This is a genomic window from Xanthobacter luteus (genome assembly GCF_040049235.1).
In the GTDB taxonomy this organism is placed as follows: Bacteria; Pseudomonadota; Alphaproteobacteria; order Rhizobiales; family Xanthobacteraceae; genus Xanthobacter.
The window spans coordinates 229,872-253,921 of the sequence record NZ_JBDZDO010000001.1 but is presented as its reverse complement, the minus strand read 5'-3'; the positions used below and the strand labels follow the sequence as shown (position 1 = coordinate 253,921).

25 protein-coding genes are annotated in these 24,050 nt (G+C 70.5%); 9 read left to right on the top strand and 16 right to left on the bottom strand.

All coding sequences use genetic code 11. The annotated features are described in order from the left end of the window. Window positions 1-4: 4 nt before the first annotated feature. The 7 genes from ABLE88_RS01310 to ABLE88_RS01280 all read right to left on the bottom strand — a co-directional run bounded on the left by ABLE88_RS01310 (window position 5) and on the right by ABLE88_RS01280 (window position 7,623). A complete protein-coding gene (locus ABLE88_RS01310) occupies window positions 5-1,318 on the bottom strand; it encodes a TRAP transporter large permease (RefSeq protein WP_348829561.1) in 1,314 nt (437 codons plus the stop codon). A gap of 33 nt (window positions 1,319-1,351) precedes the next feature. Beyond that, the gene (locus tag ABLE88_RS01305) at window positions 1,352-1,873 is read right to left on the bottom strand and encodes a TRAP transporter small permease subunit (RefSeq protein ID WP_348829560.1); all 522 of its coding nucleotides are present in this window, start codon (window positions 1,871-1,873) and stop codon (window positions 1,352-1,354) included. A gap of 163 nt (window positions 1,874-2,036) precedes the next feature. Continuing rightward, entirely contained in the window at window positions 2,037-3,065 is a 1,029-nt protein-coding gene (locus ABLE88_RS01300) for a TRAP transporter substrate-binding protein (protein ID WP_348829559.1), read from the bottom strand. Between the two features lie 73 nt (window positions 3,066-3,138). Next, window positions 3,139-4,725: an acyl CoA:acetate/3-ketoacid CoA transferase gene (locus ABLE88_RS01295; protein ID WP_348829558.1), complete on the bottom strand. Its 1,587-nt coding sequence runs from the start codon at window positions 4,723-4,725 to the stop codon at window positions 3,139-3,141. Then, a complete protein-coding gene (locus ABLE88_RS01290) occupies window positions 4,722-5,459 on the bottom strand; it encodes an enoyl-CoA hydratase/isomerase family protein (RefSeq protein ID WP_348829557.1) in 738 nt (245 codons plus the stop codon). The genes ABLE88_RS01295 and ABLE88_RS01290 overlap by 4 nt, the downstream gene beginning before the upstream one ends. 23 nt (window positions 5,460-5,482) lie before the next feature. After that, window positions 5,483-6,829, bottom strand: a complete 1,347-nt coding sequence (locus ABLE88_RS01285) for an FAD-dependent oxidoreductase (protein WP_348829556.1) — start codon at window positions 6,827-6,829, stop codon at window positions 5,483-5,485. A 116-nt stretch (window positions 6,830-6,945) separates the two neighbouring features. After that, window positions 6,946-7,623 (bottom strand): GntR family transcriptional regulator, encoded by a 678-nt coding sequence (locus ABLE88_RS01280; protein WP_348829555.1) that lies wholly within the window; start codon window positions 7,621-7,623, stop codon window positions 6,946-6,948. A gap of 164 nt (window positions 7,624-7,787) precedes the next feature. Here ABLE88_RS01280 and ABLE88_RS01275 point away from each other — a divergent pair, with 164 nt between their 5' ends. The 3 genes from ABLE88_RS01275 (at window position 7,788) to kdsA (ending at window position 10,660) form a co-directional block, all read left to right on the top strand. Then, window positions 7,788-8,447, top strand: a complete 660-nt coding sequence (locus ABLE88_RS01275) for a TPM domain-containing protein (protein ID WP_348829553.1) — start codon at window positions 7,788-7,790, stop codon at window positions 8,445-8,447. A gap of 256 nt (window positions 8,448-8,703) precedes the next feature. Further along, entirely contained in the window at window positions 8,704-9,687 is a 984-nt protein-coding gene (locus tag ABLE88_RS01270; protein ID WP_348829551.1) for a malate dehydrogenase, read from the top strand. Window positions 9,688-9,793: 106 nt separating this feature from the next. Beyond that, the gene (gene kdsA, locus ABLE88_RS01265) at window positions 9,794-10,660 is read left to right on the top strand and encodes a 3-deoxy-8-phosphooctulonate synthase (RefSeq protein ID WP_348829550.1); all 867 of its coding nucleotides are present in this window, start codon (window positions 9,794-9,796) and stop codon (window positions 10,658-10,660) included. 89 nt (window positions 10,661-10,749) lie between these two features. Here kdsA and ABLE88_RS01260 read toward each other — a convergent pair whose 3' ends face one another. From ABLE88_RS01260 to ABLE88_RS01240, 5 genes are all read right to left on the bottom strand, one after another. Further along, window positions 10,750-11,760, bottom strand: coding sequence for a DUF1835 domain-containing protein (locus ABLE88_RS01260; protein ID WP_348829549.1), 1,011 nt, complete (start codon window positions 11,758-11,760; stop codon window positions 10,750-10,752). 51 nt (window positions 11,761-11,811) lie between these two features. After that, window positions 11,812-12,264: a preQ(1) synthase gene (queF, locus tag ABLE88_RS01255; RefSeq protein WP_348829548.1), complete on the bottom strand. Its 453-nt coding sequence runs from the start codon at window positions 12,262-12,264 to the stop codon at window positions 11,812-11,814. Window positions 12,265-12,398: 134 nt separating this feature from the next. Continuing rightward, the gene (locus tag ABLE88_RS01250) at window positions 12,399-12,920 is read right to left on the bottom strand and encodes a chromate transporter (protein ID WP_348829547.1); all 522 of its coding nucleotides are present in this window, start codon (window positions 12,918-12,920) and stop codon (window positions 12,399-12,401) included. After that, window positions 12,917-13,543 carry a chromate transporter gene (locus ABLE88_RS01245; protein ID WP_348829546.1) on the bottom strand — a complete coding sequence of 209 codons (627 nt, stop codon included), beginning with the start codon at window positions 13,541-13,543 and terminating at the stop codon, window positions 12,917-12,919. Before ABLE88_RS01245 ends, ABLE88_RS01250 begins: the two co-directional genes overlap by 4 nt. After that, entirely contained in the window at window positions 13,536-14,456 is a 921-nt protein-coding gene (locus tag ABLE88_RS01240; RefSeq protein ID WP_348829545.1) for a hypothetical protein, read from the bottom strand. The genes ABLE88_RS01245 and ABLE88_RS01240 overlap by 8 nt, the downstream gene beginning before the upstream one ends. Before the next feature lie 334 nt (window positions 14,457-14,790). Between ABLE88_RS01240 and eno the strand changes: the two genes are divergently transcribed. Further along, complete coding sequence (gene eno / locus ABLE88_RS01235) at window positions 14,791-16,074, top strand: phosphopyruvate hydratase (RefSeq protein ID WP_348829544.1); 1,284 nt, start codon at window positions 14,791-14,793, stop codon at window positions 16,072-16,074. Between the two features lie 480 nt (window positions 16,075-16,554). On the opposite strand, the gene hemB is transcribed toward eno, so the two are convergent. Next, window positions 16,555-17,610, bottom strand: coding sequence for a porphobilinogen synthase (hemB, locus tag ABLE88_RS01230; protein ID WP_510182835.1), 1,056 nt, complete (start codon window positions 17,608-17,610; stop codon window positions 16,555-16,557). 257 nt (window positions 17,611-17,867) lie between these two features. Between hemB and ABLE88_RS01225 the strand changes: the two genes are divergently transcribed. Together ABLE88_RS01225 and ABLE88_RS01220 are read left to right on the top strand one after the other, a co-directional pair. After that, window positions 17,868-18,932, top strand: a complete 1,065-nt coding sequence (locus ABLE88_RS01225) for an enoyl-CoA hydratase/isomerase family protein (RefSeq protein ID WP_348829542.1) — start codon at window positions 17,868-17,870, stop codon at window positions 18,930-18,932. After that, window positions 18,929-19,360: a DUF6163 family protein gene (locus ABLE88_RS01220; protein WP_348829541.1), complete on the top strand. Its 432-nt coding sequence runs from the start codon at window positions 18,929-18,931 to the stop codon at window positions 19,358-19,360. The genes ABLE88_RS01225 and ABLE88_RS01220 overlap by 4 nt, the downstream gene beginning before the upstream one ends. A gap of 194 nt (window positions 19,361-19,554) precedes the next feature. Here the strand turns inward: ABLE88_RS01220 and ABLE88_RS01215 are convergent, their stop codons facing one another. From ABLE88_RS01215 to ABLE88_RS01205, 3 genes are all read right to left on the bottom strand, one after another. Continuing rightward, on the bottom strand, window positions 19,555-19,842 hold the full coding sequence (locus ABLE88_RS01215; protein ID WP_348829540.1) for a DNA-binding protein: 288 nt from the start codon (window positions 19,840-19,842) through the stop codon (window positions 19,555-19,557). A gap of 105 nt (window positions 19,843-19,947) precedes the next feature. Further along, window positions 19,948-20,655: an SDR family NAD(P)-dependent oxidoreductase gene (locus ABLE88_RS01210; RefSeq protein ID WP_348829539.1), complete on the bottom strand. Its 708-nt coding sequence runs from the start codon at window positions 20,653-20,655 to the stop codon at window positions 19,948-19,950. 187 nt (window positions 20,656-20,842) lie between these two features. Beyond that, on the bottom strand, window positions 20,843-21,175 hold the full coding sequence (locus ABLE88_RS01205) for a monooxygenase system ferredoxin subunit (protein ID WP_348829538.1): 333 nt from the start codon (window positions 21,173-21,175) through the stop codon (window positions 20,843-20,845). Between the two features lie 189 nt (window positions 21,176-21,364). On the opposite strand from ABLE88_RS01205, the gene ABLE88_RS01200 reads away from it, so the two are divergent. The 3 genes from ABLE88_RS01200 (at window position 21,365) to nagZ (ending at window position 24,048) form a co-directional block, all read left to right on the top strand. Beyond that, on the top strand, window positions 21,365-21,592 hold the full coding sequence (locus ABLE88_RS01200; protein WP_348831055.1) for an FmdB family zinc ribbon protein: 228 nt from the start codon (window positions 21,365-21,367) through the stop codon (window positions 21,590-21,592). A 177-nt stretch (window positions 21,593-21,769) separates the two neighbouring features. Continuing rightward, window positions 21,770-22,900, top strand: coding sequence for a peptidoglycan DD-metalloendopeptidase family protein (locus ABLE88_RS01195; RefSeq protein WP_348829537.1), 1,131 nt, complete (start codon window positions 21,770-21,772; stop codon window positions 22,898-22,900). A 134-nt stretch (window positions 22,901-23,034) separates the two neighbouring features. Next, entirely contained in the window at window positions 23,035-24,048 is a 1,014-nt protein-coding gene (gene nagZ, locus ABLE88_RS01190) for a beta-N-acetylhexosaminidase (protein WP_348829536.1), read from the top strand. Window positions 24,049-24,050 lie beyond the last annotated feature (2 nt).

Below are 24,050 nucleotides of genomic sequence, written 5' to 3'. Positions count from 1 at the left end.
GCCCTCACTGGGTATGGGCCGGCAGCCACATGGCGATCTCGGGCAGCGCGATCACCATCCCCAGCGCCAGCAGCTGGAGCAGGATGAAGGGCCACACCCCGGCGAAGATGTCGGAGAGCGACACTTCCGGCGGCGCCACGCCCTTCAGGTAGAAGGCGGCCGGCCCGAACGGCGGCGAGAGATAGGAGAGCTGCATGTTCATGCAGAACAGGATGCCGAACCACACCGGGTCGTAGCCGAGGCTTTTGATGATCGGCACGAAGATCGGCATGGTGAGCAGCGCGATGCCGATCCAGTCGATGAAGCAGCCGAGCACGATGAGGATGCCCATCATCAGCAGCAGCGTGCCGAGCGGGCCGAAGCCGAGGTCCAGGATCTCCGCGCGCAGGAAGTCGGTGCCGCCGGCCAGCGTGTAGATGCCCACCAGCGCCGAGGCGCCGAAGAAGATCCAGGTGACCATGGCGACCGTGCGCCCGGTCTGCACCACCGAATGGCGCAGGTTCGCGAAGGTGAACTGGCCGTTCACCGCCAGGATCACGAGGGCGCCGAGGGTGCCCAGCGCGCCCACCTCCGTGGGGGTGGCGATGCCGGTGTAGAAGCAGGTCATCACGAACGCGATGAGCAGCGCCGGGGCGATCAGCTGGCGCATCTCGGCGACGCGCTGGGACAGCGGGACGTCGTATTCGCGCGGGTCCGGCGGCGGGGCGAGCTCCGGCCGCTTCCAGCAGATGAACACCGCGTAGGCCGCATAGAGGCCGGCCAGCAGCAGGCCCGGCCCGATGGCGGCCATGAACAGCTTGCCGATGGAGACCTGCGCCACGAGGCCGTAGACGATGAGCACCACCGAGGGCGGGATCATGGTCCCGAGCGAGCCGCCGGCACAGATCACGCCGCTGACGAGGCGCTTGTCGTAGCCGCGCCGGAGCATTGCCGGCAGGCAGACGAGGCCGAGGGTGACGATCTCGGCGCCGATCACGCCCACCATGGCGGCCATGATGGTGGAGGCGAAGATGGTCGCCACCGCGAGCCCGCCGGGGATGCGCCCCACCAGCAGGTGGAGCGACTTGAACATCCCTTCCACCAGCCCGCTGCGCTCCAGGATGCAGCCCATGAGCACGAACAGGGGCACCGAGATCAGCGCGTAATTGTTCATCAGCGTGAAGATGCGGCTGACGATCAGGAAGAAGCTATCGGTGCCGAAGAGGATGAAGCCGAAGACACCCGCGGTGAACGCGGTCACGAAGGCGAGCGGAAGGCCGATCACCATCAGCGCGACCATGAGCGTCACGATCAAGAGCGTGCCGTATTCGATGGACATGGGATACCTGTGCCGGTCGGAGGGCAGGCGGGCTCAGTCGAGCGGGCGGGATGTGGCGTCGGCGGTCTCGGCCGGCGGACCTTCCGCGCCGCCGAGGCGGCGGACGAGGTTCACCACGGCCTGGGCCAGCATGAGCGCGGCGCCGACCGGGATGGCGATCTTCATGATCATGGGCGTCGGCGCGTTCCAGGCCGTGCCGGTGGTCTCGACATCGTGGATCGAGGGCAGCGCCTGGGCGATGCCGAACCAGACCAGCGCCACGAGCACCGCGATGATGATGATGTCGGAGGCGATGTCCGACAGGAATTTCAGGCGCTTGGGCAAGATGTTGTAGATCACGTCGATGCGCACGTGGTCGCCGCGCAGGAGCGCGCCGGCGCCCGAGAGCATGTAGTGGATGCCGGCGATCGCGATCACGAGGTCGGCGCCCCACACGGTCGGCGCGTTGAAGATGTAGCGCGCCGCCACGTCGTAGGCGGTGATCAGGAACACGGCGAAGTAGATCCAGGCGATGGCGTCGCTGAAGGCGGCGCTGGCGCGGTCGAACCTGTTCATGGGGCTCTCCTCCGGGGACGAGGGCGCGGGAAGGTCCCGCCTCCCACGTGCTGGAGCACGCGGCCGTCAGCTTGGCCCGCAAGCTGACGGGAAATCGCGTTCTCGATCTTAGAGTTGAGGGCAGTTCACCAGGCCGACGGAGTCGATCTGCCCGGATCGCGCTCTAGCCGATGAGGCCGCGGCTCTTCAGGTAGGCGACCTGGCCGTCCACCGCCTTCTTGCAGAGCTCGTTCTTCTGGGCGTACTGCTGCCAAACCTCCTCGGCCACGGTGCGGAACTTGCGCCGCCCCTCGGGGGTCCAGGCGATCAGCTCCACCTTCTTGTCGGCGAGGGCGACGGCGGTGGCGGCGTCCTGGCGCGCCACCGACTGGACCATGTCGCGGCAGAAGTCGCGCACCGCCACCGTCAGGATGGCCTTGATGTCGGCAGGCAGCGCGTCCCAGCGGTCCTGGTTCACCGAGACGTCGCCCACCGGCATGGAATGGAAGCCCGGAAACAGCGCCCACTTGGCCTTCTCGTGGAGGCCGATCTCGGCGTTCATGCCGAGGGTGCCCCAGTCGGCCCCCTCGATGACGCCGCGGTCGAGGCCGCTGAACACCTCGGTGCCGGGCAGGTTCACCGCCACCACGCCGAACTTGGCGAAGATGTCCGCCGACATGCCCTGGGGCAGGCGCATCTTGAGACCCTTGAGGTCGTCGGGGCTCCTCACCGGACGGGCGACCGGGATCGATTCCATGCCCCACCAGGCGACGCCGATGGGGTAGATCTTGAACGGCTTGTAGATCTCCTTCAGCAGATCGAGGCCGCCGTAATTCTCGAAATAGTCCTGCGCCTGGTAGGGCGTGTCATAGGCGCCGTTGAGGTCGCCGATGACGCCGAACGCCGGGTTGCGGCCGGTCCAATAGACCGTCGCCGGATGGTGGCCGTCGAGCAGGCCGCGCGAGACGGCGTCGAGCGTCTCCTGCTGGCCCACCGCCGCGCCGGAGGCGAGGGGGGTGATCTGCAAGCGCCCGTCGGTCATGGCCTTGACGTTCTCGCAGAAGCGCTCGAACGCCTGCTGGTTCACCGTGCCCGCCTGCCACAGCGTCTGGATGCGCCAGCGGTGGGTCTTCTGGGCGATGGCCGGGGCGGCCAGCGTCGCCGAGGCGGCCAGCGCAGCTCCGCCCGCGATCATGTTGCGTCTCGTAACCATGTGCTCCTCCCAATTTTTTTGTGTCGTCGAGTCGGATTATGCCCATTGTATTTGTGCATTTGTCTTCTTGGTCTTATTTGAACAGCGCCGGATCCATCTTGGGCAGGGGATCGGCGATCCTTACGGGCTGGTACGCCATGAGGTCCAGGATCTGGGTCTTCACGTCGATGCCGTCGGCCACCTCTGCGAGGACGAGCCCGTCGGCCTCGACCCGGAACACCGCCCGCTCGGTGATGATCAGCGCCTCCTGGCCGAGCTGGCGCACCCCGTCCCGCACGCGGTAGGTGATGCTGTCGGCGGCCTGGACGAACTTGCCCACCTTGCCCTCCCTGAGGATGGAGAGCCGCCCGTCCTGGAAGCCGCATTCGAGGCCCGCCGTGGTGAAGGTGCCGGTGAAGACCAGGCGGCGCGCGTTCGCGGCGATGTCGATGAAGCCGCCGGCGCCAGGATTGGCGGCGCCGAATTTGCTGACGTTGACGCAGCCCGCCGCGTCGAACTGGGCGAAGGCGAGGGCCGCGAACGGGCACAGCCCGCCGTCGATGAAGTCGAACTGGGTCGGCCCGTCGAGCAGCGCGTCCGGGTTCCAATTGGCCGAGAACTGCCAGCCGCTCATCACGAAGCCGCCGAACGGACCGTGCTCGGTGGTGAAGTTGTAGTCGTAGAGCTTGTCGCCGGTGAGCAGGCCGTCCTCGGCCATCACTTGCGGCGTGTCGGAGGAGGCGCCGAAGCCGAAGATCGAGACCTCGCCCGGCCGCACTTCCCGCGCCGCGCGCCGGGCGATTACCTTGTCCGGCGAGATCGGCAGCGGGCCGAGCTCCAGGGGATGGTTCGCCATTCCGAGATAGCCCGGGTCGTAGTCGACGCCGGTGCTCATGACCATCTTCGGGTCCACCACCACCGCATCCACCAGCACGCCGGGTACCCGCACCGAGGACACCGGGCGCGAATGCCGCGGCACGATGCGCCGCACCTGGGCGATCACCTTTCCGCCGGAGGCCTTCACCGCCAGGGCGATCTGCAGGTTGCTGGAGAGCAGCGGCTCGTCCTCCCACGAAAGGTTGCCGAACTCGTCGGCGGAGGAGGCGCGGATGATGCCCACGTCGAGCGGCCAGGAGGGATAGAACAGGTGCTCCTCGCCGCGGAAGTCCACCACCTCGATCAGATCGTCCTGGCAGCGGGCGGTGAACTTGCCGCCGCCGTGGCGCGGATCGGCATAGGTGCCGAGGCCGATCCTGGTGAGATAGCCGGGCGAGCGGCGCGCCACCTCGCGCAGCCAGTGCATGGTGGCGCCGATGGGCCAGGAATAGGCCTCCACCTTGTTCTCGCGGATCAGCCCCATGAGCGCGGGGCGCTCGCCCGTCCGTGGATTCAGAGGGTTGATGTAGGAGCCGGAGACGATGCGCTTCATGAGGCCTTCCTGGGCCACATGGTCCATGCCCCGGATGTCCACCGCGTCGCCCGTGCCCACCGGGAAATAGAAGGTGAGGCCGCGCGGCGTGCCGGAGGCTGAGAAGCGTTCGCCCACCGCCTTGAGCACAAGGTCCGGGGTGATCCAGCCGATCACGCCGACGCAGGCCACCGTGTCGCCGTCGCGGATCAGGCCGGCGGCCTCCTCGGCGGAGACCACCTTGCTGCGGGCATGGGAATGGGGGGCGTTCATGCGGTCATTCCGAATCGCTGGAAGGTGGCGGTCGCCGCGGCGCTGCGGCAGTCCTCGACGAACAGGCGGTTGGCCTCCATGTCCTCCGCCTCGCCCGCGGCCATGATCTGCCGGGCGAAGAAGCGCTTGGTGGAGGCCACGGCCTCGGCGGGAAGGCGCGCGAGCGCCTCGGCCTCCGCCACCGCCGCGTCGAGGGCGTCGGCGGCGACGATGTCGGCGACGCCGAGCCGATACGCCTCGGTGCCGTCGATGGGCCGGGCGCCCCAGGTGAGGCGGCGCGCCGCCACCGGCCCGCACCGGGCGGAGAGCACCGTCAGGCCCCACGGCGGAATCCATCCGTTGGACACCTCCGGCAGGTGCCAGCGGGCCGCCGGCTCGGTGGCCACCACGTCGCAGGAGGCGGCGAGGATGAAGCCGCCGCCGAGCGCGAAGCCGGACACCGCCGCCACCACCGGCTTGGACAGGAAGGAGAGGGCGCGGGCGAAGGCCGCGGTCTCCGCCTCGTGCTCGGCCATGCCGTCCCGGTCGAGGGTGGCGAGCTCCTTGAGGTCCGAGCCGGCGCAGAAGCCGGGCGCCGTTCCCCCGAGCACGATGGCGGACACCGCCGGATCGCTGTCCAGGGCGGCAAAGCGCGCCCGCAAGGCGGCGACGGTGGCATGGTCGAGGGCGTTGCGCCGGCGCGGACGGTCGATCTCGATGATGCAGACCGTCCCGCGGCGATCTTCCTTGATCATTGATGGCTCCTCTTCGAAGGGGGTCAGTCGAGCCGCGCGCCGTCGCGGTTCAGAACCTGGCGCAGGTCGCGGCCGTCGATGTCGCGGGGGCGGGCGCCGTGCTTCACGGCGATCGCCGCCGCGTGTCCGATGGCGTGGCCGTAGGAAAAGCACTGGGCGGTGACGCGGGCCGAGGCGAGCGCCTCGTGCTCGGCCGACAGGCAGCGGCCGGTGACGAGGATTCCCTCGCCGCGCTCCGGCACGAAGCAGCCGTAGGGCACCTCGTAGACGTCCTCCATGAGCCACTCGAGCTTGGGCTTTGCGCCCGAATGCAGCTCGATCGGCCACGGGGAGCGGGCGATGCCGTCGGCGAACTTGCGGCCGGCGAGAACGTCCGCATTGGCAAGGCGGCGCGTGCCGACGATCTGCCGGGTCTGGCGCACGCCCACCTGCACGCCGGTGTCGTTGACGAAGGCCGCCTCGCAGCCGGCGATGTGGTTCTTGAGGAACCGCTCGTACTGGCGGACCTGCTTGCGGCCCTCGATCTCCGCCTCGGTGAGGTCGGCGGCGATCAGCGGGTTCAGCTCGCGCCCGTCGCGGCCGATGATGCGGGTGACGTTGCACAGGATCTCGTTGGGCCGTGGCGTCGGGAACAGGAAGATCTTCGAGCGGGGGAGGACGTATGCCCCCTGGGCGTGCAGCTTCGCGATCAATTCGGAGACGTGCGGTCCGAGGATGGAATCCTCGCCTTCCGCCGCCTTCAGGCGGTCCACGTCGGCGCCCATCATGCGGAAGATCATGGTCGGGTTCTGCACCCGGCCTTCGTCGCCCACCGTGCAGGGCAGGCCCGCCATGACGGCGAGGTCGGCATCGCCCGAGGCGTCGATGACGAGCTTCGCCCGCACCGTGATCGGGCCCTGCTTGGTGTAGCCGCGCACGCCCTCCAGGCGCGCGCCGTCGCACAGCGCCTGCGTCACCACGGTGTGGTAGACGACGTCGACCCCCGCATCCGCCAGCAGGTCATCCGCGGTCTCGCGCCAGGCCAGCGGGTCATGGACGCGGGTGAAGGTCTTGCCGTAGCGGATCGGCCCGGTGAGGCCGCCGCGCGCCTCCATGCGGGCCACGAACTCGTCCAGGAAGCCGAACACCGCCTGGACCGGCGGGCGGGCGTCGTCCTCGGAGGCCTCGTACATGCCGCACACGGTGCCGGAGAGGCCGGCCACCGCGGCGCCGCCGCAGAAGCCGTAGCGCTCCAGCAGCGTGACCTTGAGCCCCTGGCGGGCGGCCGTGACCGCCGCCGCCAGGCCGGCCGCGCCGCCACCCACCACCAGCACGTCGCTGCCAAGCTCGATGGGGGGGCGGTCGTCCCGGCCCTGCCGTCCGTGTTCCACGCGCTTCGCTCCGGATATTTTTGTAATATATCGCAAAAATATCCAAAAATCGGCGACCGTCAAGCGGCCCCGAACGGGGCGCTCCGGATCAGCGCCATGTGCTGATAAATAGGCCCTTACCGCTCGCGCTCGACGATCCGGCGGGTCAGCTGCTCGGCATAGTCGATCATGTTGTTCACCGCGCTCGCGGTCGCCGTCTCGTCGCCGCTCGCCACCGCGCGCAGGAGCGCGGCGTGGACCGCGGTCACCTGGGGCAGGTCCTCGAGATCGGGGTGGTAGCGGAAATAGAAGCGGCGGGTGAGGATGTGCAGCGGCTCCAGCGCCGCGGCCGCGAACGGGTTGCCGGCGATGTCCGCGAGCAGGTGCTTGTAGACGAACTGCTTGCTCAGGAATTCCTTGATCTGCTGGGTGCGGCCGATCACCTCCAGCTCGTCGGCGATCTGCCGCAACTCCCGCTTGTCGGACGCCAGCACGCGCCGCGCCGCGCGGACGGCGACGAGGCGCTCCAGCTCGCGGCGGGTCTCGATGACCAGCAACTGGGTCTGCAGGTCGATGGGCGAAATGACGATGCCGTGCCCGCGCACGATCTTCACCACATGGCCCACCGCCAGCCGCTGGAGCGCCTCGCGCACCGGCGTGCGGCCGATGGCGACAGCCTCCGCGATGGCGGCTTCCGACCATGTGCTTCCGGGCGCGAAGGCCAAGGTCACGATGCGCTCCTCGATCGCCCGAAAAGCCTCCGATGACAGGGATTCCGCAGACTTGGCGTCGAGAACCTTGACTGGCTTTGTCACAATCCGTCCCTGGCAGCGCGCAACTCGCCTAACCCATTCAATTCAGGTACGCCTTGTCAAGGGACGTGGCGGCGGCCGCGGCGCGAGTTTTCGCCAGCGCCGTCGTGGGATATGATAGAAAAGCACGGCCCTGCGTTGCAGGCTCGCGCATCGGGAGACTTGGGATGAAGCTCTTTCCCCCCTCAGCCGTCGCCGAGGACGCGCAGGAGACGCCGCTCGGCCCGGAGGCGCTCCAGCGCATCGCCGCCGCCGTCGCCGCGGCCGAGGCGAAGACCTCGGCGGAGATCCGGGTGGTGGTGGCGCGCGAGCCGCTGATCCAGCATCCGTTCTATTCGGTGATGTATGCGGCGCTGGCGGCCCTCGCGCTGCCGTGGATCCTGGTGTTCATCACCCCCATGCGGCCGATGCAGCTCCTGGGCATCCAGGCCGCCATGTTCATGGTGTTCGCGGGCGTGCTGATGCTGCCGAACATGGCGCAGAAGGTGGTCCCGCGGCTGGCGCTCAAGGCGGCCGCGCGCTCCGCCGCGATCGAGATGTTCCTCGCCCACGGCATCCCGCAGACCAAGGGGCGCACCGGCATCCTCATCTTCGCCGCCTCCCAGGAGCACCTGATCGAGGTGGTGGCGGACGAGGGCGTGCACACGCCGCTCGGCCACGGCGCCTGGCGCGACATCTGCGAGCGCGTGGCCGACCAGGCCAAGAAGGGCAGCCTTTCCGAGGGCCTCATCGCCGGCGTGCAGAAGGCGGGCGACCTGCTTGCCGGCCCGCTGCCGTCCAAGCCGGGCGAGCGCAGCGAGCTCGCGAACCACGTCATCATCATGTGACGGGGACGGCGGCCGGTCCCCGACGCCCCCGGCGTCCGGAGCGCCCAGCGGCCCGCCCGCCCGGGGCTCCAAGGACCGGGCCTGCGCCCGCCGCAGCATGGATCCCCCGGCCAGGCCGGGCGACGGGGAAGCGGAAAATTTCCGGCCGCGGTCCGACTTTCGTCCCCGCCCGAGCCGGCTTTCATTCTGCTGCACGGCGGCATAGATTGCGCGCCCGAGCCGACCGGGGCTCTGACTAGGCAAGGGGCCTTCTTCCATGACCAAACCCGCCGTTCGCGTCGCCGTCACGGGCGCCGCCGGTCAGATCTGCTATTCTCTCTTGTTCCGCATCGCCAACGGCGACCTGTTCGGCAAGGACCAGCCCGTCATCCTCCAGCTGCTCGATCTGCCCCAGGCCCAGGGCGCTGTGAAGGGCGTGGTGATGGAGATCGAGGACTGCGCGTTCCCGAACTTCGCCGGCGTGGTCATCACCGACGATCCGAAGGTGGCCTTCAAGGACATCGATGCCGCGATCCTGGTGGGCGCCCGCCCGCGCTCGAAGGGCATGGAGCGCGCCGATCTGCTGTCCGCCAACGCCGAGATCTTCAAGGTCCAGGGCAAGGCGCTGAACGAGGTGGCGAAGCGCGACGTGAAGGTGCTGGTGGTGGGCAATCCGGCCAACACCAATGCCTACATCACCGCCAAGAGCGCCCCGGACCTGCCGGCGGGCAACATCACCGCCATGCTGCGGCTCGACCACAACCGCGCTCTGTCCCAGTTCGCCGCCAAGGCCAACGTCGCCTCCAAGGACATCGAGAAGGTGGCGGTGTGGGGCAACCATTCGCCCACCATGTATGCCGACTACCGCTTCGCCAGCGTGAACGGCCAGCCGCTGCCGGCGCTGATCAACGACGAGACCTGGTACCGCGAGGTGCTGCTGCCCACCGTCGGCAAGCGCGGCGCCGCCATCATCGAGGCGCGCGGCCTGTCGTCGGCGGCCTCCGCCGCCAATGCCGCCATCGACCACATGCACGACTGGATCCACGGCACCAACGGCAAGTGGGTCTCCATGGGCGTTGCCTCGGATGGCTCCTACGGGGTGCCGGAGGGCATCGTGTTCGGCATGCCGGCGGTGTGCACGGCCGGTTCCTACGAGGTGGTCCAGGGCCTGCCCATGGACGACTTCTCCAAGACCATGTTCGACAAGACCCTCAACGAGCTCCTGGAAGAGCGCGAGGGCGTTGCCGCCCTGCTGGGCTGAGTGACGGCCGGGCGCCGCTGCGCGCGGCGCCCGCTTCCCACCGGGACCGGGCCGCACTAGTTTGGCGGCCCGCCGGGCAAGGCCCGGCACCCGAGGACCACGCTTGATGACCATCCAGCCGCCGCCCGTGGAGGCCGAGGCCGTCGTCGCCATCGGCGACGTGAGGATCGGCAATGCCTTGCCGCTCGCCCTCATCGCCGGCCCCTGCCAGATGGAGAGCCGCGCCCACGCGCTGGAGGTGGCCTCAGCGCTCAAGGAAATCGCCGCGCGCCGGCGCATCCCGCTGATCTTCAAGACCTCGTTCGACAAGGCCAACCGCACCTCGCTCTCGGCCCAGCGCGGCATGGGGCTCGAGGCGGCGCTGCCGGTGTTCGCCGAGATCGGCGCGACGCTCGGCCTGCCGACGCTCACCGACGTGCACGAGATCGACCAGTGCGCTGCTGCTGCGGCGGCGGTGGACGTGCTGCAGATCCCCGCTTTCCTGTGCCGCCAGACCGACCTGCTGGTCGCCGCCGCGCGCACCGGGAAGGTGGTGAACGTGAAGAAGGGCCAGTTCCTCGCCCCCTGGGACATGACGAACGTGGTGGCCAAGCTCACCGGCGCCGGCAACGGCCGCGTGCTGGTCACCGAGCGCGGCGTCTCGTTCGGCTACAACACGCTGGTCTCGGACATGCGCGGGCTGCCGATCCTCGCCAAGACCACGGGCGCGCCGGTGGTGTTCGACGCCACCCATTCGGTGCAGCAGCCGGGCGGGCAGGGCACCTCCTCGGGCGGCCAGCGCGAGTTCGTGCCGGTGCTGGCGCGCGCCGCCGTCGCGGTGGGGGTGGCGGCGGTGTTCATCGAGACCCATCCCGATCCGGACAGGGCCCCCTCCGACGGGCCCAACATGGTGCCGCTCAAACAGATCGAGGGGCTCATCGCCACGCTCCAGGCGTTCGACGCGCTCGCCAAGGCGAACCCGGTCGAAATCTAGAGCCGTCAGTGTCCCATAAGGCTGGCGGTTGATGCACCGCCATAGGGCACCGCGCGGTTCCCCATGGTCGGATCGCGCGCCAAGGCGCCTCAGTTCGGCGCCACCAGGTCGCCGGACGCGCGCTCGTAGCGCCACATGGCGCCCGGGCCGATGCGGGTGCCGCCGATGGCGCGCTCCACCTGGTTTTCGCTGGCATGGTCGAAGCGCCCCGCCAGCGCCGCCGCCCCGGCCTTGGTGAGGGCGATCTCGGCCCCCGCATAAGCGCGGTAGGCGGTCTCTCCCGCGCCGGTCTCGCCCGGCGTGACGGCGAGCGGGCCGCAGTCGCTGGTGCGGAAGGGCAGGCCCTCGATCAGCGGCTCGTGGGCGAAGGCGAGCCCGTCGAGCCGCAGGAAGAACGGCAGGTCCGCCAGGAACTGCGCCTCGTCCATGGAGTGGACGGCGGCGAACACCTTCGCCACCTTGGCCGGGCCGTCGGCGAGCTGGCGCAGGATGCGCTCCTCGGTCAGGGAGAGGCCGGACCGGGGCGCCGGAAACTCCGCGAGCAGCCGCCGGAGCGCGGGAACGAGGTGCGGCAGGCTGTCGTGCCGGGCATGGGCGAAGCCGGCGAGCGCGCTCGGCGTGGGGGCGGTGAACGCCTCCCACGCCTGGCGGGCGGTCTCCATCTGCACCTGGGAGAGCGGCGCGCGGGCCTCGGCAAGGGCGGAAACCGCGCTCGGCTCCATGACGCCGAGATAATGCGAGGCCTGCAGCAGGAACAGCCCCATGCGTTCCGGTTGATCGGAAAAATAGTTCAAAATCTGAATGAGTTGCAGCTGATCGTAAAGATCATGCTCGAACCACAGCTCCACCTCGCCATAGGCGCCGTGCACCTCGATCTGGGCGTCGCGGTGGGCGAAGTCCGCGCGCACCGCGTCGAGCTCCATGCCGAGCGCCTCGGCGAGGAACTCGGCGCGCACGTCCGAGACCCGGTCGAGATCGGCGTCGGCCGGCACCGGGCCGTCATGGAGCATGTCCTGCCAGGGAACGAGATGGCCCTTCAGGCCCGCCGCGCGGATGCGCGCGGCGGCGGCGTCGCCGTTGGTGATGATGAGCTTCGGCATGGAGGCCTGCCTTTCCGGGGGCGCAGGGGCGCCCCGAACCGTGCCCCGCTGTCAACCGCGCCCACGATAAGGCGCCACGCCCGTGTCGGGAAGCCAGGTCCCGGGAGGCAGGGTGCCAGTCTGCCAGAAAACGTCGATGGGGATGCCCCCCCTGGGATACCAGTAGCCGGCAATGCGCAGAAAGCGCGGCGCCAGCAGGCCTGCGAGGCGCTTGCCGATGGCCACCGTGCAGTCCTCGTGGAACGCACCATGGTTGCGGAAAGCGGCGAAATAGAGCTTCAGCGACTTGGATTCCACCAGGAATTGGTCGGGCACGTAGTCGATCACGAGGTGCGCGAAGTCCGGCTGGCCGGTCACCGGGCAGAGCGAGGTGAATTCCGGGCAGGTGAAGCGCGCCACATAGTCGGTGTCGGCATGGGGGTTCGGCACGCGGTCGAGCACCGCTTCCTCGGGCGAGGCGGGAAGGGCGGTCTGTGCGCCGAGCTGGAGCGGACGGTCGGTCATGGTTCGGTCGGTCCTTGCCACGCGGGCGCGATGCCGCCGCCCCGCCGCCCCGCGACCGGGGCCGCTCGCCTTGTAGAGCACGCCGGCCGCGCGCCCAACCCCGCCGACAACGGGCGCAGGATCGGCGCGCCGCCTCAGCGGAACAGGAAGAAGCCGATCACCGCCGAGCCGGCGATGAGGGGCAGCGGGTTCATGCGGGTGGCCAGCAGGAGGCCGCAGACCGCCGCGGCCAGCAGCGCGCTGTCCACGCCCGTGAGCGTGCCCTTGGCGATGGTGATCGCGCCGGCCAGCAGCAGGCCGATGGAGACCGGGGCGAGACCGCGCTGGATCGAGGCGCGCCACGGCCAGTGGTCGAGCCGCTTCCACAGCCGGCCCACCCACCAGGTAAAGAGCCCGGTGGGCAGGAAGAAGGCGAGCACCACGACCAGCGCGCCGAGCGGGCCGGCCACCCATTGGCCGACGCCGGCGATCATCATCATGTTCGGGCCGGGCGCCATCTGCCCCACGGAATAAAGGTGGATGAGCTGCGGAAAGGTCATCCAGTGGAAAGTGTCCACCACCAGCGTCTTCATTTCCGGGAACGCGGCCATGCCGCCGCCCACCGTGAGCAGCGACAGATAGGCGAAGACGCCGATGAGCGCGGGAATCTGGTTCATGGCGCGTGCCCGGCGGGCGGCAGGTGGCTCGGCCGGTACCAGAGAATGGCCAGTCCGCCCACGACCACGAGCACCAGCAGCACCGACTGGTGCAGCACGTTCACGCCGATGACGGTGAGCGCCACGAACAGGAAATCCGCCCACTGGGTGAGCGACTTGCGCCCCAATTGGAGGGTCACCGACAGCACCAGGCCCACCGCCGCCGCCGAGATGCCGTGCAAAGCGGCGCCGATGCCCGCGTGGGCGCCCTGGGAGGCGGCATAGGCCATGGCCGCGGCGGTCATCATCAGCCCGCCGGGCAGGCAGATGCCGGCCAGGGCGACGGCCGCGCCGGCGGTGCCGCGCAGCCGGTCGCCCACCAGGATCGCCATGTTGGAGGCGTTGAGCCCCGGCAGGGTCTGGCAGATGGAGAGCAGCTCCAGGAAGGTGTCGTCCTCGAGCCATTTGCGCCGCCCCACCAGGCCGGCGCGCAGATAGGCGACGACGCCGCCGCCGAAACTGGTGGCGCCGATGATGAGGAAGCCGGTGAAGATCTCACGCAGGCTGACAGGCGTGCCGGGCGCCAGGGTGGCCGGGTCGGTCGCCGGAGCGCCGTGAGGAAGGGGAGCGGGCGCCTCACTCATGGCTTTGCGGCGGGTTGCCCTTCAGGCGGTAGACCGCCGCGGTCTTGGTGGTGCCGAGCAGGATCCAGTCCTTGGCCTCGTCCTGGAGTGCGCGAAAGAAGGCGTCGCTGCGCTGCAGCGCCTTGGCGCCGAGGTCCGAGCGGCGCTCGTAGCGGACCTGATAGGCGAACTCGCCCACCAGCTGGAACTGCTCGCCCCGGGTGCGCCACACCGAGACGTTGCAGGCCGCGAGCATGCCCTTGCCGAAGTCCAAAGTGCCGAGCTGCTGCAGCACCTCCTCCACCGCCGTGTGGTTGACCATCTGCACATGCCCGTCGGTCAGCCGAAGGACCGGCCCGAGGGCGGGAAACACCCGGATCAGGGTCTCCGGCGCGGTCGGATCGACCACCGCGCGCGGATGATAGGGAAACTCCACATTGTGCGAGAACAAGGAGCGCACCCCGCCGAGCCGGTTCTTCAGCGGCAGGATCTCCTCCTTGAACTTGATGCGGTAGTTGCCGGCGATCTGCGGCCGGACGTCGAGCGCGGCGGCGGTGTCCTGGTCCGGGTGGCGGAACTTGAACACGATCTCCGGGTCGCCCACCGGAAAGCCGTCCTCATAGGTGAAGCGCCGGCGCAGGATGAAGCCGTTGTTGTAGAGCTTGAAGTCCTCGGTATCGAGGAACAGCACCTCGCGAATCTGCGGCTTCACCCCCTGGGCCGGCCGGGGGTCGAAATCGATCCCCTCGCGCTTGGCGACCCGCGCGACGATCTTCGCGAAGTCGAAGAAGCTCTGCACCGAGGTGAAGCGCAGGCCCTGCAGAATGACCTTCGCTTCGAGATAGTGGACCTCGTCGAAGGGATGGCCGTCCGGATAGAGCCGCTCGTCTTCGGCCGGTGGTCCGGCGTCGTTTGGGCTCTGCTCCTGGGTCATGGCACTCCCCCCGGTGATTGGCGGCATGGGCGGACGCCGCAGCCTGGCCATCATTGGACTCTTTCGTTTGGTGATAACAACTTGACGTTGCGAAACACAAGGGGGTCCGGCGGGGAGAGCGGGCCGCTGGCCGCGCGCCCAGGCCTTGCGGAGCCCTGGTCGCGGCCGGTACCGCGCGCCGCGCGGGGCGCGGCGTTTTCCCGTTTCAATGTGCGCCGAAAATGCTCTAGAAGCGGCGCGCCCGGGGGCGGGCGTGCCGCGCGCGGCAGGCGGACGCCACGGGGAAGCCGCGTGCGCCCTCGGCGCACGCAGGAGATCAGGGAAGGACCGCTTCATGACCGCCATCGTCGACATCATCGGCCGGGAAATCCTCGACAGCCGCGGCAACCCTACGGTGGAGGTGGACGTGGTGCTGGAGGACGGCTCCTTCGGCCGTGCGGCGGTGCCCTCCGGCGCCTCCACCGGCGCCCATGAGGCGGTGGAGCTGCGCGACGGCGATGCGGAGCGCTATCTCGGCAAGGGGGTCGAGAAGGCGGTGGAGGCCGTCAACGGCGAGATCTTCGACGCCATCGGCGGCTACGAGGCCGAGGACCAGGCGCATATCGACACCGTGCTGATCGGCCTCGACGGCACGCCGAACAAAGCGCGCCTCGGCGCCAACGCCATCCTCGGCGTGTCGCTGGCGGTGGCCAAGGCGGCGGCGGTGGCCTCCGACCTGCCGCTCTACCGCTATGTGGGCGGCGTCAATGCCCGGGTGCTGCCGGTGCCGATGATGAACATCATCAATGGCGGCGCCCATGCGGACAACCCCATCGACTTCCAGGAATTCATGATCCTGCCCGCCGGCGCGCCGTCCTTCGCGGAAGGCCTGCGCTGGGGCGCCGAGGTGTTCCACACCCTGAAGAAGGGGCTGAAGGCCGCCGGCCACAACACCAATGTGGGCGACGAGGGCGGCTTCGCGCCGAACCTGCCCACCGCCGACGCGGCGCTCGACTTCGTCATGACCGCGATCGAGAAGGCCGGCTTCACGCCGGGCGAGGACATCTTTCTCGGCCTCGACTGCGCCGCCACCGAGTTCTTCAAGGACGGCGCCTACCATTATGAGGGCGAAGGGAAGACGCGCTCCCTCGAGGAGCAGGTGGCCTATCTCGCCGACCTCGTGTCCCGCTACCCCATCGTCACCATCGAAGACGGCATGGCCGAGGACGACTGGGCGGGCTGGAAGCGGCTCACGGACGCGATCGGTCCGAAGTGCCAGCTGGTGGGCGACGACCTGTTCGTCACCAACGTGGCGCGCCTCTCGCGCGGCATCAAGGACGGGGTGGGCAACGCGATCCTCGTCAAGGTGAACCAGATCGGCACGCTGACCGAGACCCTCGACGCGGTGGAGATGGCCCACAAAGCGGGCTATCGCGCGGTGATGTCCCACCGCTCCGGCGAGACCGAGGACGCGACCATCGCCGACCTCGCGGTGGCGACCAATTGCGGGCAGATCAAGACCGGCTCGCTCGCCCGCGCCGACCGCACCGCCAAGTACAACCAGCTGCTGCGCATCGAGCAGGAGCTCGGCAACGAGGCGCGCTATGCCGGCAAGGCGGCGCTGAAGGCGCTCGCCTGAGCGCACCCGCGCGCCCCGGCCGACTGAAGCGTCAGTGCAAGGAGAGCCGGGGCCCAGCGCAAGGGGTGCGCAGGAGGCGGCAGCTCCCGCCGCCGGCGGAGGTATGTTGGGATCGCCGGCTGCGCCGGAGCCTCCCCTGGACCCCGGCTCGGCGCTCCGGCTGCGCCGTCGCTGGGCCGGGGAACAATGCTCCACCTTCGGTGTCGCTTGGCCGGGGGAACGAGGCTCAAGCTTCGCTTGCGCTGGGCCGGGGAACGGCACCGTTGGTGCCGGCGCTCGGCTGGGAACGGTCGCACCCCCGTGCCCCGGCCGACTGAAGCGTCAGCGGAAGGAGAGCCGGGGCCCAGCGCAAGGGGTTCGCCGCAGGCGGCAACTCCCGCCGCAGGCGGAGGGATGTTGGGATTGCCGGCTGCGCCGGAATTTCCCCTGGACCCCGGCTCGGCGCTCCGGCTGCGCCGTCGCTTGGCCGGGGAACCGCCCCTAACCCGCCTTCAGCCGCTCCGCCACGCGCGGCGCGAAATAGGTGAGAATGCCGTCGGCGCCGGCGCGCTTGAACGCCATCAGGCTCTCCAGCATGATCCGCTCGCCCTCCACCCAGCCGTTGCGGGCGGCGCCCTCGATCATCGCGTATTCGCCGGACACCTGATAGGCGTAGGTGGGCAGGCCGAACGCCTCCTTCACGCGCCAGACGATGTCGAGATAGGGCAGGCCCGGCTTCACCATCAGCATGTCGGCGCCTTCCGCCACGTCGAGCGCCGCCTCGCGCAGCGCCTCGGCGCCGTTGCCGGGGTCCATCTGGTAGGTGCGCTTGTCGCCGGTCAGCGTCTTGGCGGTGCCGATGGCGTCGCGGAACGGGCCGTAGAAGGCGGAGGCGTACTTCGCCGCATAGGACATGATCTGCACATCCTCGAAGCCGGCGGCGTCGAGCCCGGCGCGGATCGCGCCGACGCGCCCGTCCATCATGTCGGAGGGGGCGATCACGTCGGCGCCCGCGGCCGCCTGGGTGATGGCCTGGCGCACCAGCACGTCCACGGTGGCGTCGTTGAGGATGCGCCCGTCCTCCAGGAGGCCGTCATGGCCGTGGCTCGTGAAGGGGTCGAGCGCCACGTCGGTGATGAGGCCGATGTCCGGCACCTCGGCCTTGATGGCGGCGAGCGCCCGGCACACCACGTTCTCGCCGTTCAGCGCCTCCGAGCCCATGGCGTCGCGCCGGGCCGGGTCCACATAGGGGAAGATGGCGAGCGCCGGAATCTTCAGCTTCGCCGCCCCCTCGGCCGCGCGCACCGCCTCGTCCACCGTGAGGCGCTCGATGCCCGGCATGGAGGCGATGGGGGTGCGGGTCGCCCGGCCGTCCATGACGAAGAGCGGCCAGATCAGGTCGTCGACGGTGAGCGTGTTCTCGCGCACCAGGCGGCGCGACCAGTCGGCCTTGCGGTTGCGGCGCATGCGCACGGAAAGATCGAGCCGATGGACCGGGCGCTCGGGCGCTGGGGCGATCTCGGCGGCGGGGCGGATGCGGGGCGTGGTCATGGGCATGATCGGTCTTTCCGGCGGCCGCTGCTGGCGCGGCCGGCTTTCGCGCGGGCGCTTCCACCCGGCTCGTGGCGCGCGGCGCCGGGGCGCCGCCGCGCCTTTATAGCGCCTGCGGCGCGTCCTCGCGAGGGTGGCGCGGCGGCAACACGTTGACGCTGGCGCGCGCCGAGCATAACGCTCGGCTTGCCCATCGCCGCCGTGTCCTGCGGCGCGGTCGCCGGGCAAATCCGGACAGATGCGAAGAGGGGGGCGCAAACGCCATGGAGCCCGAGGTCATCCTGGAGGAGAAGGGCGTCGCAGGCGTCATCACGCTCAACCGGCCGAAGGCGCTCAACGCGCTGACCCTGCCCATGGTGCGGGAGATGCTGCCGCGCCTGCGCCGATGGGCGGCCGACCCCGCCATCACCCGCGTCGTCATCAAGGGGGCAGGGGAGAAGGCGTTCTGCGCCGGCGGCGACGTGCGCTGGCTCAGCGACGCCGGCAGCAGCGGCCGGGTCGCCGACGCGCTCGCCTTCTGGCGCGAGGAATATGTTCTCAACCACTATATCGGCGGCTTCCCCAAGCCCTATGTCTCGCTGATCGACGGCATCTGCATGGGCGGCGGCTTCGGCATCTCGGCCCATGGCGCGCACCGGGTGGCGGGGGACCGCTATCTCTTCGCCATGCCGGAGGTGGGGATCGGCCTGTTCCCGGACGTGGGCGGCACCCACGTGCTGCCGCGCCTTCCGGGGGCGTTCGGCACCTATCTCGCGCTCACCGGCGCGCGCATCCGCGCCGCCGACGCCCATGCGGTGGGCCTCGCCACCGACGTGGTGCCCTCCGCCGCCTTCCCGGCGCTGGAGGAGGCGCTCGTCGCCGGCAGCGAGGTGGAGCGCACCATCGCCGATCACCGCATCGATCCCGGCCCCGGCCCGCTCGCCGAGCGGCGCGCCTTCATCGCCGCAGCCTTCTCGCGCCCGGACGTGCCTTCGATCCTGGCGGCGCTGGACGAGGCGGCGGCCTTCGGCGGGCCGGACGGGGAATTTGCCGCCGCGACGGCGGCCGACATCCGCACCAAGTCGCCCACCTCGCTCTCCATCGCCATGGAGCAGATCCGGCGCGGCCCGGCGCTCGACCTCGCCGGCTGCCTGAAGCTGGAATACCGTGCGGTGAGCCGGGTCGCCGTCGGCCACGATTTCTACGAGGGCGTGCGCGCCGCGCTGATCGACCGCGACCACGCCCCGCGCTGGCGCCCCGCGACGCTGGCCGAGGTGGACCCCGACGTCATCGCCGCCCATTTCGCCCCGGTGGATGACGAACTCGAACTTCTGGTGCCGGGCACATGAGCCAGTACGAGCCGATCGACGCCAGCGCCCGCGCCACGCTGGAGAGCCTGCCGCCCTGGCGGCGGCGGCTGTTCCTGTTCCTGCGCGCGGTGGCGGCCTTCCTGCTGCTCGAGGGGGTGATCCACTGGGCGGTGATTCTCGGCATCGGCGAAGCCACGCCGTCCCGGTTCGAGGCCATGCCCATGGCGGCGCAGGCGGCGGTGATCTGGGCCGCCATCATCGATCCCATCGCCGGGGTGGGGCTGTGGCTGCGCGCGGGCTGGGCGGTGGTGCTCTGGCTGATCGCCACGTTGACGCAGGTGATGCTCGGCGCCTGGGCGCCCGCCGGGATGACGCGCATCCTCATCTTCACCATGGCCGAGCTCGCCCTGGTGGGGGCCTATGCGGTGCTGTCCATCAAGGCGGCGCAGGAGAGCGACGCCGGCTGATCGGCCAGGGGCAAGGCATGGCGAGGGCGCGGCGGCGCCCCGCCAGGCGCGGCGTCGCCGACCGCGCGGAGCATGCTGGTGTCAGGACCAGCTGCCGAGATAGGCGAGCACCGCGACCACCAGGATGGCGGCCACGACGATCCAGTGGCGCGCGGCGAAATTGTGCAAGATCATGGTGGAGATCCCGTCCCGGGTCAGTCGTCGTTGGAGGCGTTGAGGTCCTCGGGGCGAAGGCCCTCGGACCGCGGCCGCAGCATCACGCCGAACGCCCCGCCATTGGTGAAGGCGATGCCGGCGTCCGCCAGGGTGTCGGCGAGGCGGCTGCGCGTGAGCGCGAGGGGATCATGGGGCGCATCGTCTGCCTCGGCGGCCCGCACCTCCGCTTCAGCAAGGCCGGCGCGGGTGGCGAGTTCCTTGCGCTTCCAGCCGAGCAGTGCGCGTCCCGCCTTGATCTGGCGGCCTGTAACCTTGGATGGCGGCAATCGCGAACCTCCCCGAACCGCCGGGAGGATGCCATGCGCCGGCGGCAGGCACAATGCCGCTCCGGCAGGGCAAATTGTGGCTTCGGGGTGCGGCGGCAGGCCCGCTCAGAAGGTCTCGACCCAGGGGCGCAGGTCCATCTCGGCGGTCCAGGCCGAACGATGCTGGCGGTGCAAGGCGAGATAGCTCGCGGCGATGGCGTCCGGATCGAGCCACTTGTCGGGCGGCCCGGCATCCCCCGGCCGCGCCCAGGACGAGGCGATGCCGCCGTCGATGAGGACATGCGCCACATGGATGCCGCGCGGGCCCAATTCGCGCGCCAGGCCCTGCGCCAAGGCGCGCAGCGCGAACTTGGCCATGGCGAAGGGGGTGGATTGCGGCATCGCCTTCACCGAGGCGGTGGCGCCGGTGAACAGGATGGTGCCGGAGCCGCGCCCGAGCATGCGCCGCGCCGCCGCCTGGGCGGTGAGAAAGCCGGCGAAGGCGCCGGCCTGGTAGGCGGCCATCACCGCTGCCGGGTCGAGGTCCTCGATCGGCCCGCGGAGGCGCTGGGCGGCGTTGAACACCGCCAGGTCCGGCGTGCCGAGCGCCCCTTCAGCCCGCGCAAAGGCGTCCTCGATCCGCACCGGGTCGGCGGCGTCGGCCGCGAGCGCCACCACCTTGGTCTGCGCCGACAGGCTGGCGACAAGCGGCTCGAGCTTCTCCACGTTCCGGGCGACGAGGGCGAGGCGGAAGCCCTCCCGCGCCAGGCGGCGGGCGAGGGCGGCGCTGAGGCCGGGCCCGGCGCCGACGATGATGGCGACGTCTGTGCTCAAGCTCGGAACTCCTCTCCTGCGGCCCTCACGGGGGCCGCCCGCTGGCCGCGTCCGCAACTATGCCCCAAAGCGCCTATGGCCGGGGGCCGCGGCGCTGGCTCCGCCTCGAAAAATCCATCACGTCCGGCGGGGCGAACGGGAAGGGGCGCCGGTCGCGGGCCGGCGCGGGGCCGAGGTCACCGCAGCCTCACGGCGGGGCGAAGAGTGGGGCGGTCGCCTCCGCGTCCACATAGACGATCCCGTCCTCCACCTTCACCGGATATTCGGCGAGGGCGCTCTCGCGGGGCTCGATCGGGGCTCCGGAATTCAGGTCCCAGGTCCAGAAGTGGCTGGGGCAGGTGAGCACCGTGCCGTCGAATTCCGCCTCGGCCAGGGGCGTGCCGGAATGGGGGCACACCCCCTGGAAGGCGCGCAGCACGCCATCGTCGGGCCAGGCCAGGATGACGTGCCGGCTGGCGGCGATCACGAGCCGCATGCCGCCCTCGGGGATGGTCTCCAGCCTGCAGACGCGCGTGAACATTGGATTCCTCCCGGTTGATCGGCGCGTGCCCGTGCGGCGGGCGGGCGCGGCCGGCCGCTGGCAAGGATCGTGCATTGACCGGGCCAAGCCCGCCGGACCGGCGGCGCAGGGCCTGGGAAAGATCCCGCGCCGGTGCCGCAAACCTCTGGCGGAACAGTCGATTTCCACGAATGGACGGGCGAGGCCGGGATGCCGCTCTACACCTATCATTGTCAGGATTGCGACAAGGCCAGCGAGCTGCTGATGGGGGCTTCCGACACGCCCGCCTGCCCGGCCTGCGGCGGCACGCGGATGGAGCGCCTGCTCTCGCGCATCGCCCCCGAAGGCAAGAGCCGCGCCATCGTCCAGTCGGCCCGCGCCCAGGCGGCGCGCGAAGGCCATCTCAGCAATTTCAGCCGTTCCGAACGCGGCGGCTGAGCCGGCCCGTAGGCGTGCCGGAGGCGGCGCCCCTACCGGAAGACCGCGCTGTTGCAATTTCGCCACGCGCCAGCAGAACCTTGCAAGATCGGGCTTCCGCGCCCCGGACTTAAGCCGCCGTTTACGGCTGCGGCCCTTTAGTGCGGGTCATGTTCTGTTGCGTGCGAGTTCGATCACATGCGTAGCTCCAACGAGACTTTCGGGCGCAATGTCCTGGTGCGATTGGCGGTGGTCGGGCTCGTGTCCGGCGCCGTCGCCGGGTGCAGTTCCGACACCAACCGCTTTGCCGCCGAGACCGGCGCCCCCATGGGGACGGGCGTTGCGCCCTATGGTGGACAGCCGGCCCCGGAAGTGACCGGCTCGCTGCGTCCCGCCGCGCCGTCCGGCGCCGTGGTCGCGAGCCCGCTGCCTCCGCCCGGCCAGGGCTCGCCTTCGTCCTATGCCTCCGCCTCGGGAAGCCAGCCGCTCTACGGCGCGCCGTCCTATAGCGGCGCTCCGAGCTATGGCGCGGCGCCGGCGCAGCCGGGGACCCATATGGTCCAGGCCGGCGAGACGCTGGGGTCGGTCGCCCGCACCTACGGCGTCAGCCCCGAGCAGCTTGGCGCCGCCAACGGCATCGCGCCCGGCATGACCGTGCGCACAGGGCAGAGGCTGACCATTCCGCCCCGCTCCAGCGTCGCCCAGGCGGCACCCCCGTCCGCGCCCCGTGCGACCGCTCCGGCTCCGGCACCGGTCGCCAAGCCGGCGCAGGTGGCCACCGCCCAGCCCAAGCCGGCCGATCCCAAGGTCGCCGCCAAGACCGCCCCCGTCACTGCGGCGCCCGCGCCGCCGGTCGCCGCCGCCCCGAAGGCGGACGCCAAGGTCGAGACCGCCGCCAAATTGACCCAGGTCACCGACGCCGACGACGCGCCGCGCGCCGCCGGCTCCGGCCCGCAATTCCGCGCCCCGGTGCGCGGCCGCGTGATCGCCGGCTATGGCCCCAAGCCGGGCGGCACCCACAATGACGGCGTGAACTTCGCCGTGCCCGAGGGCACCGCGGTGCGCGCCGCCGAGGACGGCGTCGTCGCTTATGCCGGCAACGAGCTGAAGGGCTTCGGCAACCTGGTGCTGATCAAGCATTCCGACGGCTACGTCACCGCCTATGCCCATGCCAGCGAGATCGACGTGAAGCGCGGCGACCAGGTGCGCCGCGGCCAGGTGATCGCCAAGGCCGGGCAGAGCGGCAACGTCTCCACCCCGCAGCTGCATTTCGAGATCCGCAAGGGCAACCAGCCGGTGGACCCGAGCCGCTACGTGGCCGGCCTGTGAGCCGCGCCTGATTTCCTGCGCCGCACGACGCGCATCTGGGACGGCCGGGCTTGCCCGGCCGTTTTCTTGTGTCCGGCCCGTCCGTGCCGAGCCAGCGGCTTGACGGGGCGCGAGGCCGCTTATAGGGGCAAGCCATGACTGTCCGCGCCTTCATCTCCGGTTGCGCCGGGGCCCGCATCACGCCGCAGGAGCGCGCCTTCTTTGCCGAGGCCGATCCCTGGGGCTTCATCCTGTTCGCCCGCAACGTCGAGGACCCGGCGCAGGTGCGCGCCTTGGTGGACGCGCTGCGGGCGGCGGTGGGACGCGCGGCGCCGGTGCTGATCGACCAGGAGGGGGGACGGGTGCAGCGTCTGCGGCCGCCGTTCTGGCCCGAATATCCCCCGGCGGAAGTGTTCGGCGACCTCTATGCGCGCGACGCGGCGGCGGCGCTGACCGCGGTGCGGCTCAATTCGCGCGCCATGGCCGGCGACCTTTCCGCGCTCGGCATCGATGTGGACTGCCTGCCGGTGGCGGACCTGCGCCATCCCGACGGGCACGGCATCATCGGCAACCGGGCCTATGGCGAGACGCCGCAGAAGGTGGCCGCGCTCGCCCGCGCCGCCGCCGAGGGGCTGCTCGACGGCGGGGTCCTGCCGGTGGTCAAGCACATTCCCGGCCATGGCCGCGCGCCCGCCGACAGCCACGAGCGCCTGCCGGTGGTGGCGGCGCCGCGCGGGGTGCTCGAGCGGGAGGACTTCGCCGCCTTCCGCGCGCTCGCCGATCTGCCGCTCGCCATGACCGCCCACGTGGTCTATCGCGACATCGATCCGGACCATCCCGCCACCACCTCGCCGGTGATGATCGGCGAGGTGATCCGCCGCGACATCGGCTTTTCCGGCCTGCTGATGAGCGACGACCTTTCCATGGGCGCGCTCGCCGGGAGCCTCGCCGAGCGCGGGCGTGCGGCGCTCGCCGCCGGCTGCGACATGCTGCTCCACTGCAACGGCGTGCTGGCGGAGATGGCGGAGGTGGCGTCGGTCTCGCCCGCTCTGTCGGGGCCGGCCGCGCAGCGGGCCGACCGGGCGCTGGCGCTGCGCCGAAAGGCCGAGCCTCGAGATGTTGCGGCGCTGCGCGCCGAGGTGCAGCATCTGCTCTCGCGGGAGGCATGACG

Coding starts and splice junctions, on each gene's coding strand:
- ABLE88_RS01305 (WP_348829560.1), bottom strand. CDS start 1,873: ATGAACAGGTTCGACCGCGCCAGCGCCGCCTTCAGCGACGCCATCGCC.
- eno (WP_348829544.1), top strand. CDS start 14,791: ATGACCGCCATCGTCGACATCATCGGCCGGGAAATCCTCGACAGCCGC.
- ABLE88_RS01295 (WP_348829558.1), bottom strand. CDS start 4,725: ATGAACGCCCCCCATTCCCATGCCCGCAGCAAGGTGGTCTCCGCCGAG.
- queF (WP_348829548.1), bottom strand. CDS start 12,264: ATGACCGACCGTCCGCTCCAGCTCGGCGCACAGACCGCCCTTCCCGCC.
- ABLE88_RS01205 (WP_348829538.1), bottom strand. CDS start 21,175: ATGTTCACGCGCGTCTGCAGGCTGGAGACCATCCCCGAGGGCGGCATG.
- ABLE88_RS01250 (WP_348829547.1), bottom strand. CDS start 12,920: ATGAACCAGATTCCCGCGCTCATCGGCGTCTTCGCCTATCTGTCGCTG.
- ABLE88_RS01300 (WP_348829559.1), bottom strand. CDS start 3,065: ATGGTTACGAGACGCAACATGATCGCGGGCGGAGCTGCGCTGGCCGCC.
- ABLE88_RS01270 (WP_348829551.1), top strand. CDS start 8,704: ATGACCAAACCCGCCGTTCGCGTCGCCGTCACGGGCGCCGCCGGTCAG.
- nagZ (WP_348829536.1), top strand. CDS start 23,035: ATGACTGTCCGCGCCTTCATCTCCGGTTGCGCCGGGGCCCGCATCACG.
- ABLE88_RS01260 (WP_348829549.1), bottom strand. CDS start 11,760: ATGCCGAAGCTCATCATCACCAACGGCGACGCCGCCGCCGCGCGCATC.
- ABLE88_RS01225 (WP_348829542.1), top strand. CDS start 17,868: ATGGAGCCCGAGGTCATCCTGGAGGAGAAGGGCGTCGCAGGCGTCATC.
- ABLE88_RS01220 (WP_348829541.1), top strand. CDS start 18,929: ATGAGCCAGTACGAGCCGATCGACGCCAGCGCCCGCGCCACGCTGGAG.
- ABLE88_RS01245 (WP_348829546.1), bottom strand. CDS start 13,543: ATGAGTGAGGCGCCCGCTCCCCTTCCTCACGGCGCTCCGGCGACCGAC.
- ABLE88_RS01200 (WP_348831055.1), top strand. CDS start 21,365: ATGCCGCTCTACACCTATCATTGTCAGGATTGCGACAAGGCCAGCGAG.
- ABLE88_RS01195 (WP_348829537.1), top strand. CDS start 21,770: ATGCGTAGCTCCAACGAGACTTTCGGGCGCAATGTCCTGGTGCGATTG.
- ABLE88_RS01275 (WP_348829553.1), top strand. CDS start 7,788: ATGAAGCTCTTTCCCCCCTCAGCCGTCGCCGAGGACGCGCAGGAGACG.
- kdsA (WP_348829550.1), top strand. CDS start 9,794: ATGACCATCCAGCCGCCGCCCGTGGAGGCCGAGGCCGTCGTCGCCATC.
- ABLE88_RS01290 (WP_348829557.1), bottom strand. CDS start 5,459: ATGATCAAGGAAGATCGCCGCGGGACGGTCTGCATCATCGAGATCGAC.
- ABLE88_RS01310 (WP_348829561.1), bottom strand. CDS start 1,318: ATGTCCATCGAATACGGCACGCTCTTGATCGTGACGCTCATGGTCGCG.
- hemB (WP_510182835.1), bottom strand. CDS start 17,610: ATGCCCATGACCACGCCCCGCATCCGCCCCGCCGCCGAGATCGCCCCA.
- ABLE88_RS01240 (WP_348829545.1), bottom strand. CDS start 14,456: ATGACCCAGGAGCAGAGCCCAAACGACGCCGGACCACCGGCCGAAGAC.